12 protein-coding genes and 1 riboswitch are annotated in these 14,076 nt (G+C 61.0%); of the genes, 9 read left to right on the top strand and 3 right to left on the bottom strand.

What is annotated here, in order from left to right:
* The gene (locus PMI36_RS06720; RefSeq protein ID WP_008074482.1) at positions 1-1,515 is read left to right on the top strand and encodes a tripartite tricarboxylate transporter permease; all 1,515 of its coding nucleotides are present in this window, start codon (positions 1-3) and stop codon (positions 1,513-1,515) included.
* The gene (locus PMI36_RS06715) at positions 1,508-2,548 is read left to right on the top strand and encodes an AbrB family transcriptional regulator (RefSeq protein ID WP_032830589.1); all 1,041 of its coding nucleotides are present in this window, start codon (positions 1,508-1,510) and stop codon (positions 2,546-2,548) included. The genes PMI36_RS06720 and PMI36_RS06715 overlap by 8 nt, the downstream gene beginning before the upstream one ends.
* A 120-nt stretch (positions 2,549-2,668) precedes the next feature.
* Here PMI36_RS06715 and ung read toward each other — a convergent pair whose 3' ends face one another.
* Positions 2,669-3,361, bottom strand: a complete 693-nt coding sequence (ung, locus tag PMI36_RS06710) for a uracil-DNA glycosylase (RefSeq protein ID WP_008074486.1) — start codon at positions 3,359-3,361, stop codon at positions 2,669-2,671.
* A 132-nt stretch (positions 3,362-3,493) separates the two neighbouring features.
* Between ung and PMI36_RS06705 the strand changes: the two genes are divergently transcribed.
* Positions 3,494-4,606, top strand: coding sequence for an enoyl-CoA hydratase/isomerase family protein (locus PMI36_RS06705; RefSeq protein ID WP_008074487.1), 1,113 nt, complete (start codon positions 3,494-3,496; stop codon positions 4,604-4,606).
* A 50-nt stretch (positions 4,607-4,656) separates the two neighbouring features.
* Here PMI36_RS06705 and PMI36_RS30915 read toward each other — a convergent pair whose 3' ends face one another.
* Positions 4,657-5,148, bottom strand: a complete 492-nt coding sequence (locus tag PMI36_RS30915) for a hypothetical protein (protein ID WP_081499296.1) — start codon at positions 5,146-5,148, stop codon at positions 4,657-4,659.
* Between the two features lie 216 nt (positions 5,149-5,364).
* Complete coding sequence (locus PMI36_RS06695; protein WP_008074491.1) at positions 5,365-5,604, bottom strand: hypothetical protein; 240 nt, start codon at positions 5,602-5,604, stop codon at positions 5,365-5,367.
* Positions 5,605-5,887: 283 nt separating this feature from the next.
* A riboswitch (guanidine-I (ykkC/yxkD leader) is annotated at positions 5,888-5,988 on the top strand.
* Positions 5,989-6,050: 62 nt separating this feature from the next.
* Here PMI36_RS06695 and PMI36_RS06690 point away from each other — a divergent pair.
* From PMI36_RS06690 to uca, 6 genes are all read left to right on the top strand, one after another.
* Positions 6,051-7,118, top strand: a complete 1,068-nt coding sequence (locus PMI36_RS06690; protein ID WP_008014821.1) for a putative urea ABC transporter substrate-binding protein — start codon at positions 6,051-6,053, stop codon at positions 7,116-7,118.
* 17 nt (positions 7,119-7,135) lie between these two features.
* Positions 7,136-7,951: an ABC transporter permease gene (locus PMI36_RS06685; protein WP_008074493.1), complete on the top strand. Its 816-nt coding sequence runs from the start codon at positions 7,136-7,138 to the stop codon at positions 7,949-7,951.
* Positions 7,948-8,736: an ABC transporter ATP-binding protein gene (locus PMI36_RS06680; protein ID WP_008074495.1), complete on the top strand. Its 789-nt coding sequence runs from the start codon at positions 7,948-7,950 to the stop codon at positions 8,734-8,736. Before PMI36_RS06685 ends, PMI36_RS06680 begins: the two co-directional genes overlap by 4 nt.
* Before the next feature lie 12 nt (positions 8,737-8,748).
* Positions 8,749-9,474 (top strand): urea amidolyase associated protein UAAP1, encoded by a 726-nt coding sequence (locus PMI36_RS06675; protein WP_008074497.1) that lies wholly within the window; start codon positions 8,749-8,751, stop codon positions 9,472-9,474.
* A gap of 11 nt (positions 9,475-9,485) precedes the next feature.
* On the top strand, positions 9,486-10,127 hold the full coding sequence (locus PMI36_RS06670; protein ID WP_008074498.1) for an urea amidolyase associated protein UAAP2: 642 nt from the start codon (positions 9,486-9,488) through the stop codon (positions 10,125-10,127).
* Positions 10,128-10,434: 307 nt separating this feature from the next.
* Positions 10,435-14,076 (top strand): urea carboxylase, encoded by a 3,642-nt coding sequence (gene uca, locus PMI36_RS06665; protein WP_008074500.1) that lies wholly within the window; start codon positions 10,435-10,437, stop codon positions 14,074-14,076.

A 14,076-nucleotide genomic window follows, 5' to 3' on the forward strand; every position in this document is an offset into this window, starting at 1 on the left:
ATGGATACTCTTGGCTATTTGGGTCAGGGCTTCGGCGTCGCGCTGAGCCCGTACAACCTGGTGACCGCGCTGTGCGGCACCCTGATCGGCACCGTCGTCGGGCTGTTGCCCGGATTGGGTCCGATCAACGGCGTGGCCTTGCTGATTCCGATCGCATTCGCCCTCGGTCTGCCACCGGAGTCGGCGCTGATCCTGCTGGCGGCGGTGTACCTGGGTTGCGAATACGGCGGCCGGATCAGCTCGATCCTGCTGAACATTCCGGGCGAAGCCTCCACCGTAATGACCACCCTCGACGGTTACCCGATGGCCCGCAAAGGCCTGGCCGGTGTAGCGCTGTCGCTGTCGGCGTGGAGTTCGTTCATCGGTGCGTTCATCGCGACCTGCGGCATGGTGCTGTTCGCCCCGTTGCTGGCGAAGTGGGCAATTGCCTTCGGCCCGGCGGAGTATTTCGTGCTGATGGTGTTTGCGATTGTCTGTCTCGGCGGCATGGCCGGCGACCGACCGCTCAAGACCTTCATTGCGGCGCTGATCGGTCTGTTTCTGTCGAGCGTCGGGATCGATGCCAACAGCGGCGTATACCGTTTCACCGGGGATAACATTCACCTGACGGACGGCATTCAATTCGTTGTGCTGGTATTGGGTCTGTTCTCCATCAGCGAAATCCTCCTTCTGCTGGAAAAAACCCACCGCGGCCAGGAAGCGGTGAAAGCCACCGGACGCATGATGTTCAACTTCAAGGAAGCTTCGGCGGTGTTCGTGGTGAACATCCGTTGCGGTTTACTGGGCTTCATCATGGGCGTGTTGCCGGGTGCCGGTGCGACGCTGGCCAGCGCTGTGGCCTACATGACGGAGAAACGTATTGCCGGCGCCAAGGGCACGTTCGGACAAGGCGACATGCGCGGCCTCGCGGCGCCGGAAACCGCCATTGGTGGCGCCGCCTGCGGTGCACTGGTGCCGATGCTGACCCTCGGCGTTCCGGGTTCGGGTACGACGGCGGTGATGATCGGCGCGTTGTCGCTATACAACATCACTCCTGGCCCGCTGTTGTTCCAGCAGCAACCGGATATCGTCTGGGGCCTGATCGCGTCGTTGTTCATCGCCAACGTGATGCTGGTGATCCTCAACATTCCGATGATCCGCATCTTTACCCGCATCCTCGCTGTGCCGAACTGGGCACTGGTGCCGGTGATCGCGATCATCACCGGGATCGGTGTCTACGCGGTCCATGCCACCACGTTCGACCTGTTCCTGATGATCGGCATCGGCATCTTCGGCTATATCTTGCGCAAGCTAGACTTCCCGTTGTCGCCCGTGCTGCTGGGCTTCATCCTCGGTGGCCTGATGGAACAAAACCTGCGTCGCGCCCTGTCGATTTCCAACGGTGCGCTGGAAATCCTCTGGTCGAGCCCAATCACGTTCGGTTGCTGGGTGTTGACTGCAATCATGTTGCTGATGCCGCTGCTGCGGATCTGGCGCAAACGTGCAGTCGCCCGGCGCGCTATCGCCGATGTCTGATCGCACCCCGTTCAAAAGCTGGTGGGGAACACCGCTGGTCGGTCTGCTGGGCGGTTACCTCGCCAGCCAGATCGGCTGGCCGCTACCGTGGATGGTCGGCTCGTTGCTGGCGATCATCCTGGTGCGCTGCCTGACTCCCTGGCAATTGGCGGAAATCCCTGGCGGGCGCAAGTGCGGCCAGTGGATCGTCGGCATCGGCATCGGCCTGCACTTCACTCCGGTGGTGATGGAGCAGGTGCTGAGCCACTTCGGTCTGATCTTCTTCGGTGCGTTGGTCACCAGCCTGTCCGCGGTGGTCGGGGTCTGGTTGATGCGGCGTACCGGGGAAGATCGCGCCACCGCATTCTTTTCCAGCATGCCCGGCGGCTCCGGGGAGATGGTCAACCTCGGCGCGCGCAACGGCGCGGTGCTCAGCCGTGTTGCGGCGGGGCAGAGTTTGCGGGTGTTGGTGGTGGTGCTGTGTGTGCCGGCGGCGTTCAAATATCTATTGGGCGATGGTGTGCCGATCGCCCATGCCGGCAGCGTCGACTGGCGCTGGCTGGCGATTCTGTTCCCGGCGGGCGCCCTTGCCGCCTGGATCTGGGAGCGGCTGCGACAACCCAATCCCTGGCTGTTCGGACCGTTGCTGGTGAGTGCGGCGGTGAGCATTGGTTGGGACCTGCACATCGGTCTGCCCAATGGCGGCAGTCAGATCGGCCAGTGGCTGATCGGCAGTGGATTGGGTTGCCACTTCAATCGGCAGTTCTTCCGGCGGGCACCGTCCTTCATGGGCCGAACCCTGCTCGGCACGGTGTTGACCATGTTGATCGCAACCCTGGCGGCATTGGGTTTGAGTGCGCTGACTCAGCTGGATCTGCGTTCGCTGACCTTGGGCATGATGCCCGGCGGGATTGCCGAGATGAGTTTGACGGCGGAAACCCTGCAATTGTCGGTACCGTTGGTGACGGCGATGCAGGTGATGCGGTTGTTGTTTGTATTGTTTCTGGCGGAGCCGTTGTTTCGGTATTGGAACCGGGAGCCGGATTCTCCCTGATAGACCGAGTCGCCTGCTTCGCGAGCAAGCCTCGCTCCCACATTAGACCGTGTATGTCTGGACAACTCGGTCTAATGTGGGAGCGGGCTTGCTCGCGAAGGGGCCCTCCCGATCAACGCATCAAACCGACGGCAACCGCCACTCGATCGGCGTCTCGCCATTCTGCTCCAGAAACTTGTTCGCCCGACTGAAGTGCCCGCAGCCGAGGAAGCCGCGATAAGCGGACAGCGGCGACGGATGGACCGAAGTCAGCACCAGGTGTTTGGTGGCATCGATGAGTTTCTGCTTGCTCTGGGCATGGGCGCCCCACAGCAGGAACACCAGATGTGGCTGATGCTCGCTGACCACTTCGATAATCCGGTCGGTAAAATATTGCCAGCCCTTGCCCGCATGGGCGTTGGCATTCGCGCGTTCCACGGTCATGGTGGTGTTGAGCATCAACACGCCCTGCTCTGCCCAACTCTGCAGGTAGCCATGGTTGGGAATGTCGATGTTCAGGTCGCGCTTCAACTCTTTGTAAATGTTCACCAGCGATGGCGGCGCCGGTACGCCTGGTTGCACCGAGAAGCACAACCCATGGGCCTGACCCGGGCCGTGGTAAGGGTCTTGACCGAGAATGACCACTTTGACCTTGTCCAGCGGCGTGGAATTGAGCGCGTTGAAAATCATCGGTCCAGGTGGATAGATCTCTTTGCCCGCCGCGCGTTCCTGTTGCAGGAATGTGCGCAACTCTGCCATGTAAGGCTGGTCGAATTCGGCACGCAGTGCCTCCTTCCAGCTCGGTTCGAGTTTGATACGGTCGTCAGCAGTCATGGTTACATCCGGCAAAAACAATGGGGCGAACCCTAGGAAACCCTATCTCCCTTGTCAATTGATCTGATACAGATCCAGCACTTTCCTATAGAGCGATCATACTAAACGCTCAATTTACCGATCGAGGTCATGATGAATCTGCACTTCGAAGAACTCACCGGCACCGACGGCGCCCGCATCGGCATCGCCAGCCTGGATGCCGAAAAGTCCCTCAACGCCCTCTCCTTGCCGATGATCAACGCCCTGCGCGATCAACTGGACGCCTGGGCCAAGGAGCCACAGATCGTTTGCGTGCTGCTGCGCGGCAATGGCGGCAAGGCTTTTTGCGCCGGCGGGGAAGTACGCAGCCTGGTGGAGGCGTGTCGCGCCCTTCCCGGAGAAGTGCCGCCATTGGCTGCACACTTCTTTGCGGCAGAATATCGCCTCGACTTCAACCTGCACACCTACCCGAAACCGCTGATCTGCTGGGGGCATGGTTACGTGCTGGGCGGGGGCATGGGGCTGCTGCAAGGGGCGAGCATTCGGATCGTCACGCCAAGCAGCCGGCTGGCGATGCCGGAGATCGGCATCGGCTTGTACCCGGACGTCGGCGCCAGCTGGTTTCTGTCGCGGTTGCCCGGCAAGCTCGGATTGTTTCTGGGCCTGACCGGCGCCCAGATGAACGGTCGCGATGCGATCGATCTGGACCTCGCCGACCGCTTCCTGCGCGATGATCAACAGCATGAGCTGATCGAAGGTTTGCTGCAATTGAACTGGCAGGAACAGACAGCCATGCAGCTCAACAGCCTGCTCAAAGCCTTGCAGCAGGAAGCGATCGCGCAGATGCCGCAAGCGCAGTGGTTGCCAAGACGCGAGCTGATCGACGAACTGTTGGATGTCAGCGACGTTCGTTGCGCCTGGAAGGCCATCAGTGCGCTGCGCGATCATTCCGACCCGCTGCTCGGTCGTGCCGCCAAAACCATGGCTGAAGGCTCACCCCTGACCGCTCATCTGGTATGGGAACAGATCGTTCGCGCCCGGCATTTATCGTTGGCTCAAGTCTTTCAGATGGAATACACCATGAGCCTCAATTGCTGCCGTCATCCGGAGTTCAGCGAGGGCGTTCGCGCGCGGTTGATCGACAAGGACCAGAAACCTCACTGGCACTGGCCGGACATCAACAATGTGCCGGAAGCTGCGGTGGACGCGCATTTTCGCAAGGTATGGGAAGGTCGGCACCCTCTGGCCGATCTGTCTGAGTACTGAAATCCAGGCACAAAAAAACGGCGCTTCAAGCGCCGTTTCTTATTGAATGGTTAACGGTGGCTGTCTCGGCCATCGTGATCGCCCCGACCGCGGTGATCGCCTCTTCCATCACGGTGATCCCTGTGGCCTCGATAGCCATCGCCCCGGCCGCTTCGGTTCCGGCCGTCCCAATCGCCCCGGTTACGACCGTCCCAACCGCCGCGGTCATGACGGTCCCATCCACGGTTCTGGTAGACGCGGTAGTCAGCTCGTGGCGCCGGCTGGTAATAGCGCGGTGCCGGTTGATAAACCCGCGGCTGGTAGTAATAACGCGGCGATGGCTGGTAATACCGTGCAGGCGGCGAGTAATACCTGCGCGGGGCCGAGTAGTAACGGCCATCAGAGTAGTAAGACCCGCCACCGGAGTAGTACGGCGCTGGGGATGTGTAGACCTCGGAACGGTAGTAGCTGGATCCTCCATCGGAATAGGGCACGCATGCACCAAGAGACAATCCCGATAAAACAATCAGCAGAATTTGGCGGAGCTTTTTTTGACAGAGCATAGCGGCCTCCTGGACCGCGAGTGAGCCATGCCAGCGACGCTGGCAGGCGACAGTCAATGGTTCGGCGACTGTCGAAATATCAGACAGTGAATTCGGAATCTGGTGCGCTCCTGCAACACGTTGAAACAAGTAGCCGATGAAAGGTTTTTCATCTTTCCCATAAGAAAAACGGCGCGTCCGGGAAGCCGGATGCGCCATGGTATCCAAATGAGCTGATCAGCGGTGCCCGCGATAGTGTCCGCCGCGATGGTGATGACGGGGACCACTGAAATAATAGTAACGATAGCCGCCGTAAAAACGCGGGCCGCCGTAGTAGTAAGGTGAGTAGTAATAGCCAGGATAGTAATAGGGTGTCGGATAAATATCAGCGCCACCTGCATAGTAGTAACAGCCGGATAGGCCCAAACCAAAAAACACGCTGAGGAATATTTGGCGGAGCTTTTTTTGACAGAACATGGAGGCCTCCTGAAAGACCTGCAACAGCAGTCGACTGACACCTGTTTTGACTTTCAAACCTGCACCGAGTGCCAGACGGTATCGACCTTCAGATCAGCGGCCAGCCCGTCCATCTACGGTGCACGGTTGCGCGCCAACGCACCATGACAAGGCAAGGCGCCCCCCCCCTTTATCCGCCCTCCTCCCTGCATGCCCCCACCCAGAGGGTTCAAGCCGACTTGGCACGGCTCTCGCTTAACCAAAGGCGTGCAGGAGTCATCACAGGTTCGCGGCACCACAATTTGCAATGGCTGACTAGGGTTCCGGCTCGCTATCGCGAGTGGCTGGTCCGAGAGTTGGCGACCTCCAGTTGAGGTTACACGGCGGGACAAAAGCCCGGGAGACAAGCCACCGTTCGCGGTGCCGCTGCCTTCCTGTCCGCCCTTGATCAACTGGAGAACCACACCATGTCCCGACTTCGTTTACCCGCCCTGCTCGCCGCTGCTTTTGCAGCCCTCGTGAGCGTCTCGTCCCAAGCCGCACAAAAAGACCATTTCAGCGTCTGCTGGACTATTTATGCCGGCTGGATGCCCTGGGAATACGCCGGCAGCCAAGGCATCGTCGACAAATGGGCGAAAAAGTACGGCATCAAGATCGATGTGGTGCAGCTCAACGATTACGTCGAATCCATCAACCAATATACCGCCGGCCAGTTCGACGGCTGCACCATGACCAACATGGACGCGCTGACCATTCCGGCGGCCGGTGGCGTCGACAGCACAGCGCTGATCGTCAGCGACTTCTCCAACGGCAACGACGGCATCGTGCTCAAAGGCGAAGGCAAGAAAGTCGCCGACCTCAAGGGCATGGACGTCAATCTGGTTGAACTCTCGGTGTCCCACTATCTATTGGCCCGGGCACTCGATTCGGTGGACCTCACCGAGAAAGACCTGAAAGTGGTCAACACTTCCGACGCCGACATTTCGGCCGCCTTCAACACCGATCAGGTCAACGCCGTCACCACCTGGAACCCGATGCTTTCGGACATCAAGGCCAAGCCTGGCGTGACCGAAGTCTTCAACTCCAGCCAGGTTCCCGGCGAAATCATGGACATGATGGTGGTCAACAGCGCCACCCTCAAAGACAACCCGGCGCTGGGCAAAGCGCTGACCGGCGCCTGGTTCGAAGTGGTGGCATTGATGAACGCCAAAAACGCCGCCAGCAAAGCTGCCCTCGAACACATGGCCAAAGCCTCGGGCACCGACCTGGCCGGTTTCCAGGCGCAACTCGACACCACCAAGCTGTTCGCCACCCCCCAGGAAGCCTTGGCGTTTTCCACCAGCAAGCAACTGCCCGACACCATGCGCAAGGTCGCCGAGTTCTCCTTTCAGCACGGCTTGCTGGGTGAAGGCGCCAAGGACACCAGTGCCATCGGCATGGCCTTCGCCAATGGCGTGACCAGCGGCGACAAGACCAACCTCAAGCTGCGCTTCGACCCGAGCTACGTGCAGATGGCTGCCGACTCCACGTTGTAACAACGGAGGACAAGGCCATGCGCCTGATCAATCGCCACCCGGATCGCCCGAGTCGCCTGCTGTTGGTGATCCTGCCGTTCGCCCTGGTGTTGTTCGCCTACTTCATGGGCTCGGCCGATCGGCTGATGGACAACCCCAACGACAAACTGCTGCCCAGTGCCGTGCAGATGACCGACGCGGTGAAACGCCTGGCCTTCACCGCCGACACCCGCACCGGTGAATACCTGCTCTGGCAAGACAGCGCCGCCAGCCTGCGACGGCTGGCCATCGGCCTCGGTATCAGTGCACTGGCCGGGCTCTGCCTGGGGATTGCCGCCGGTACGCTGCCGCTGTTTGGCGCACCGTTATCGCCGGTGCTGACAGTGCTGTCGATGGTGCCGCCGCTGGCGATCCTGCCGATTCTGTTCATCGTGTTCGGGCTGGGGGAGTTGTCGAAAGTGATGCTGATCGTGATCGGCATCACCCCGTGCCTGGCCCGGGATCTGGAACAGCGCGCCCGGGAAATTCCCGTCGAGTTGCTGATCAAGGCACAGACGCTTGGCGCTTCGACCTGGACCTTGATGCTGCGCGTGGTGCTGCCGCAATTACTGCCACGCCTGTTGATCTCGCTGCGACTGATGCTGGGTTCGGCGTGGTTGTTCCTGATCGCTGCCGAAGCCATCGCCTCCACCGATGGTCTCGGCTACCGGATTTTCCTGGTGCGCCGCTACCTGGCGATGGACGTGATTTTGCCCTACGTGGTCTGGATCACCCTCCTCGCCTGGATGATGGACTGGGGTCTGAAACGCCTGACTCAGCGTGCATTTCCTTGGTATGAAGGAGCGCGGGCATGAGCTTCATTACGGTAAAAAACGTCTGGCAGCAATATGCCGATCAGGTGGTACTCGAAGGGCTGAACCTGAGCGTCAACGAGGGTGAGTTCTGCACCCTGGTCGGCGCTTCAGGGTGCGGCAAATCGACCTTCTTGCGCCTGTTGCTGGGCCAGGAGCGCACCAGTCGTGGCGAGATTCTGTTGGACGGCCAGGCCCTGGCCAGCGAACCGGATGCCAGCCGCGGTGTGGTGTTCCAGCGCTACTCAGTGTTCCCGCATTTAACGGTGCTGGACAACGTCGCCCTCGGCCTCGAACTGCCGCGTTCACCGCTACTTGGGCGGTTGTTCAGCAGCGCTAAAAAAGACGCACGCGAACAAGCTTCGGTGCTGCTGCACAAAGTCGGCCTCGGTCACTCGCTGGACAAGTACCCGGCGCAGCTCTCCGGCGGTATGCAACAACGCTTGGCGATTGCCCAGGCGCTGATCATGAAGCCGCGCGTGCTGTTGCTCGACGAACCCTTCGGCGCGCTCGATCCGGGCATCCGCAAGGACATGCACGGTTTGCTGCTGGAACTGTGGCGCGAGACCCAGCTGACAGTGTTCATGGTCACCCATGACCTGTCCGAAGGTTTCAGCCTCGGCACCCGTTTGCTGGTGTTCGACAAGGTCCGCATCGACCCGCACGCCCCCGGCGCCTATGGCGCACGCATCACCTACGACATCCCTTTGAACAGCGACCGCCGCGCCAATCGCGCCGCCGTCGACGCCCTGCCGGCTCAGTTGGCAGGTTCGCTTCGCATCGCTTAGAGGAATTTACACATGACTGATTCGACCCAACTATTTCCGCCCTTCGCCGAAGAAATGCTCCCCGGCGGCGGCCATCGCTCCTTCGTTCTGAAACGTGGCCAATTACTGCGCCTGACCGACCTGCGCGGCGGTGCCAATGTCAGCCTGACGCTACTCAACGCCAACGAAAAAACCGAACGCCTCAACCTGCCCGACAGCCTCAAATGCCAACACACCGCCAAGCTCACCACCGGCCATTGCCTGTATTCGGACATGGGCCGCGTGCTCGCCGCCATTACCGCCGACACCTGCGGCTGGAGCGACAGCCTCGGCGGCGTGCTGTGCGCTGAAGAAGTCGCGCAAAAATACGGCGCGGGGCGCTATCAGGAACTGCGCAACGGTTTCTTCCGCAACGGCACCGACAACCTGTTGGTGGAACTGGGCAAGTGGGGTTTGGGCCTGTCCGATCTGTTGATGACCCTCAACCTGTTCAGCCGTGTGAACGTCGATGAGGCCGGGCATTTCCACTTCGTCAAAGGCCATTCCAAGGCCGGTGACTACATCGAATTGTATGCGCCGATGGACACTCTGGTGGTGCTCACCGCGCTGCAACACCCGATGGATCCGGCGCCTGAGTACGCACCCAAACCGCTGAAGCTCAGCTGGATGAACGCCGATGCGAGTGTCGCCGAACACTGCCGCACCTCGCGCCCGGAAAACGAGCGCGGCTTCATCAACACCGACCGTCTGTTCGCCTGAGGATCGCTGCCATGTCACTCGCTATCGCCACTGCTCAACAGCTACCTGAAACCGCGGTGTACCGCGCCACCATCCCCGCCGGCGAACCCTGGCTGATGGAGGTCAAGGCCGGCCAGACCTTGCGCATCCTCGACCTGGAAGGCAATCAGGCCGTCGACACGTTGTTCTACAGCCTCGCCAATCCCAAGGAGCGCTATGACGTACAGCGCACGTTGCGTCGGCAGGACAGCGTCTACCTGAGTACCGGCAGCGTGCTCTATTCCAACCTCGGCAAACCGATGCTGACCATCGTCGCCGACACTTGCGGGCGTCACGACACCCTCGGCGGTGCCTGCGCCCAAGAGAGCAACACCGTGCGTTATGCGTTGGAGAAACGCTACATGCACAGCTGCCGCGACAACTACCTGCGCGCCTGTGCCCACGATGGTCGGCTGGGCAAGGGAGACATCGGGCCGAACATCAACTTCTTCATGAACGTGCCGGTGACGGCCGACGGCGGGCTGACGTTCGAAGACGGGATTTCGGCGCCGGGCAAATACGTCGACCTGCGGGCCGAGATGGACGTGATCGTGCTGCTCTCCAACTGCCCGCAACTGAACAATCCGTGCAACGCCTACAACCCGACGCCTGCGGAGCTGCTGGTATGGAACTGAAATTTTCGCGTTTGCGGCGGTGGTTGTTTGTCTTGTGTCAGGCCCGTTCCGGCCAGTGCATCAAACAGTAAAAACACCACAACCCAAATGTGGGAGCGGGCTTGCTCGCGAAGGGGCCGTCACATCCAGCGTTGATGTCGACTGACACTACGCTTTCGCGAGCAAGCCCGCTCCCACAGGGGGTCAGTGGTGTTTTGAAGAAAGTTGATTCTGCCGCCTGGGACGACCCCGGCGCCTATCGAAAAACTGCGGGACGGCCCGCATCCCAGGTCGAGGCTGATGCGTTATCGCCTCCGGGGGTTATGTCATGTTCAAAAAAGTCCTCATTGCCAACCGCGGCGCCATTGCCTGTCGCATCTTGCGTACCTTGGGTGAACTGCAGGTCAAAGGCATCGCGGTTTACTCCGAAGCCGACGCCGCCAGCCTGCATATCCTGCAAGCCGATGAAGCCCACAGTCTGGGCGAAGGCGCGGCCGCCGGCACTTATCTGGCGGTCGACAAAATCCTCGCCATCGCCAAAGCCACCGGCGCCACTGCGATTCATCCCGGCTACGGTTTTCTCTCGGAAAACGCCGCATTCGCCCAAGCCTGCGAAGCGGCCGACATCGCCTTCATCGGCCCCACACCGGAGCACCTGCGGGTGTTCGGCCTCAAGCACACCGCCCGTGCGCTGGCCAAGGAACACGGCGTGCCAATGCTCGAAGGTACCGAGCTGCTCGATAGCCTCGATGCAGCGTTGATAGCGGGCGAACAGGTCGGCTACCCGGTGATGCTCAAAAGCACCGCCGGCGGTGGCGGGATCGGTATGCGCGTGTGCCGCAGCGCTGCTGAACTGAGCGAGTCCTTCGAAGCCGTCAAACGCCTCGGTCAGAACAATTTCAGCGACGCCGGCGTGTTCATCGAGAAGTACATCCAGCGTGCCCGGCATCTGGAAGTGCAGGTCTTCGGCGACGGCCAGGGCGAGGTGCTTGCCCTCGGCGTACGCGACTGTTCAGTGCAGCGACGCAACCAGAAAGTCCTCGAAGAAACCCCGGCGCCGAACCTGCCCGAGGGCATGGCCGAGGAACTCTGTGCAGCGGCCATCAAACTGGCCAAAGCGGTGAATTACCGCAGCGCAGGCACTGTTGAGTTCGTCTTCGACAGCGATGCCCAGCGCTTCTATTTTCTTGAAGTGAATACCCGTTTGCAGGTGGAGCACGGCGTCACCGAACAAGTGTGGGGCGTGGATCTGGTGCGCTGGATGGTGGAACTGGCGGCCGGTGATTTGCCGCCGCTGCGCGAGTTGAGCCAGGGATTGAAAGCCGACGGTCATGCGATTCAGGCACGACTCTATGCCGAAGATCCGGGTCGGGATTTCCAGCCGAGTCCCGGTCTGCTCACTGCCGTCAATTTCCCGGTTACCGATGGCAAACACCTGCGCATCGACACTTGGGTCGAGGCCGGTTGCGAGATCCCGCCGTACTTCGATCCGATGATCGCCAAGGTCATCAGCTGGGCACCGACTCGCGAAGCAGCGCGCGTCGATCTGCATCAGGCTCTGGGCGACAGTCTGTTGTACGGGGTGGAAACCAACCGCGATTACTTGCGGCAGATTCTGCTCGATACGCCCTTTGCCAGCGGCCAGCCGTGGACCCGTTGCCTGGAAGGCCTGGTCTATCAAGCCAACACCTTTGAAGTGCTCAGCGCCGGCACGCAGACCAGCGTTCAGGACTATCCGGGACGCCTCGGTTACTGGGCGGTGGGCGTGCCTCCGTCGGGGCCGATGGACAGCCGCGCACTGCGTCTGGGCAATCGCTTGCTGGGTAACGATGAAGGTGCGGCAGCGCTGGAAATCACCATGAGCGGGCCGCTGCTGCGCTTCAATTGTGAGGCGGTGGTGGCCGTTACGGGTGCGGTGATTGCGTTGATGCTGAACGGTGAAGCGGTGCAGATGAATACCGCACTGTTGATTCCTGCCGGTGCCACTTTGAGCCTCGGCACCATTGGCGGTGCAGGCGCGCGCAGCTATCTGTGCCTGCGCGGCGGCGTGCAAGTGCCGGATTATCTGGGTAGCAAAAGTACCTTCACCCTCGGCCAGTTTGGTGGCCATGCCGGTCGTGCATTACGCGCTGGGGACGTATTGCATATTCCCGCCTTGAGCGACCACAGCGCCGGGCAAAACCTGATGACACAACACGTTACCGAGTTGCCCGCGGTGCGGCAGATTCGGGTGATCTACGGCCCTCACGGTGCCCCGGAATATTTCACCGAAAACTACATCGGCACCTTCTTCGCCACGCAGTGGGAAGTGCACTTCAACTCCAGCCGCACCGGCGTGCGGCTGATCGGGCCGAAGCCTGAATGGGTGCGGGCCGATGGGGGTGAAGCCGGGCTGCATCCGTCGAACATTCACGACAATCCGTACGCGATTGGCGCAGTGGATTTCACCGGTGACATGCCGGTGATTCTGGGACCGGATGGCCCGAGCTTGGGCGGGTTTGTCTGCCCGGTGACGGTGATCGAGGCGGACCTTTGGCAACTGGGGCAGCTCAAGGCTGGGGACAAGGTGCAGTTCATCCCGGTTGATCTCAAGACCGCCCGCAATCTCACCTTGAAATGGGATCAATGTGGGAGTGGGCTTGCTCACGAAGAAGTTGATGTGGTGCCTGATCTGGCCCCTTCGCGAGCAAGCCCGCTCCCACAGGGGGTTGTGTCGCCTGTGGTGTTGGATTTTGGTCAGGGGGATACGCGGCTGGTTGCACGTCTGTCGGGCGACACCCATTTGTTATTGGAAATCGGTGCCCCCGAACTGGACCTGGTCCTGCGCTTTCGCGCCCACGCATTAATGCAGGCATTGGAAAGCAAACACCTGCACGGCGTGATCGACCTGACACCGGGCATCCGCTCGCTGCAAGTGCACTACCAACCGGAGCAACTGCCGCTGGCCGATCTGCTGGGGATTGTCGCCGGCGAATGGGACGCCGTGTGCGCCGCCAAAGACCTGCAAGTGCCCTCGCGCATCGTCCATCTGCCACTGTCCTGGGATGACCCGGCCTGTCAGTTGGCGATCGAGAAATACATGACCACCGTACGCAAGGACGCACCCTGGTGCCCGAGCAATCTGGAGTTCATCCGCCGCATCAACGACCTGCCGAACCTCGACGAAGTGCAACGCACAGTGTTCGACGCCAGTTATCTGGTCATGGGCCTGGGCGACGTCTACCTCGGCGCACCGGTCGCCACCCCGCTCGATCCGCGGCATCGCCTGGTGACGACCAAGTACAACCCGGCCCGCACCTGGACCGCGGAAAACTCGGTAGGCATCGGCGGCGCCTACCTGTGCGTGTACGGCATGGAAGGCCCGGGTGGTTATCAGTTCGTCGGCCGCACCTTGCAGATGTGGAACCGCTACCGTGAGGTTGCAGCGTTCGACGGCAAGCCGTGGCTGCTGCGCTTCTTCGATCAGATCCGCTTTTACCCGGTGAACGCCGATGAACTGCTGCGCATTCGTCGGGATTTCCCGCTTGGGCGCTTTGATCTGAACATCGAACACAGTCAGCTGAATCTGGCGGATTACCAGGCGTTTTTGGCGAAAGAAGCCCAGGGCATCGCGGCATTTCGGGATCAGCAAAAAAGCGCGTTCAACGCCGAGCGCGAACGCTGGATCGCCAGCGGCCAAGCGCATTTCGACAGCGAAGAGCTGGCCCCGGAAGTGACCGAAGATGCACCGCTGGCCGACGGTCAGCAGAGCATCGACAGCCACATCGCCGGCAACCTCTGGCAGGTTCAGGTGCAGGCTGGCAGCCGGGTCGCGGCGGGGGATGTGCTGGTGATTCTGGAGTCGATGAAGATGGAAATCCCGCTGCTCGCACCCATGGCGGGCGTGGTGCGCGAGATTCGCGTGCAACCGGGTTCGGGGGTGCGCGCCGGGCAGCGTGTGGTGGTGCTGGAACTCGACTCAAGCCATTAA

It is taken from the genome of Pseudomonas sp. GM79, assembly GCF_000282495.1.
In the GTDB taxonomy this organism is placed as follows: domain Bacteria; phylum Pseudomonadota; class Gammaproteobacteria; order Pseudomonadales; family Pseudomonadaceae; genus Aquipseudomonas.

Coding starts and splice junctions, on each gene's coding strand:
- PMI36_RS06680 (WP_008074495.1), top strand. CDS start 7,948: ATGAGCTTCATTACGGTAAAAAACGTCTGGCAGCAATATGCCGATCAG.
- ung (WP_008074486.1), bottom strand. CDS start 3,361: ATGACTGCTGACGACCGTATCAAACTCGAACCGAGCTGGAAGGAGGCA.
- PMI36_RS06715 (WP_032830589.1), top strand. CDS start 1,508: ATGTCTGATCGCACCCCGTTCAAAAGCTGGTGGGGAACACCGCTGGTC.
- uca (WP_008074500.1), top strand. CDS start 10,435: ATGTTCAAAAAAGTCCTCATTGCCAACCGCGGCGCCATTGCCTGTCGC.
- PMI36_RS06675 (WP_008074497.1), top strand. CDS start 8,749: ATGACTGATTCGACCCAACTATTTCCGCCCTTCGCCGAAGAAATGCTC.
- PMI36_RS06685 (WP_008074493.1), top strand. CDS start 7,136: ATGCGCCTGATCAATCGCCACCCGGATCGCCCGAGTCGCCTGCTGTTG.
- PMI36_RS30915 (WP_081499296.1), bottom strand. CDS start 5,148: ATGCTCTGTCAAAAAAAGCTCCGCCAAATTCTGCTGATTGTTTTATCG.
- PMI36_RS06670 (WP_008074498.1), top strand. CDS start 9,486: ATGTCACTCGCTATCGCCACTGCTCAACAGCTACCTGAAACCGCGGTG.
- PMI36_RS06690 (WP_008014821.1), top strand. CDS start 6,051: ATGTCCCGACTTCGTTTACCCGCCCTGCTCGCCGCTGCTTTTGCAGCC.
- PMI36_RS06705 (WP_008074487.1), top strand. CDS start 3,494: ATGAATCTGCACTTCGAAGAACTCACCGGCACCGACGGCGCCCGCATC.
- PMI36_RS06695 (WP_008074491.1), bottom strand. CDS start 5,604: ATGTTCTGTCAAAAAAAGCTCCGCCAAATATTCCTCAGCGTGTTTTTT.
- PMI36_RS06720 (WP_008074482.1), top strand. CDS start 1: ATGGATACTCTTGGCTATTTGGGTCAGGGCTTCGGCGTCGCGCTGAGC.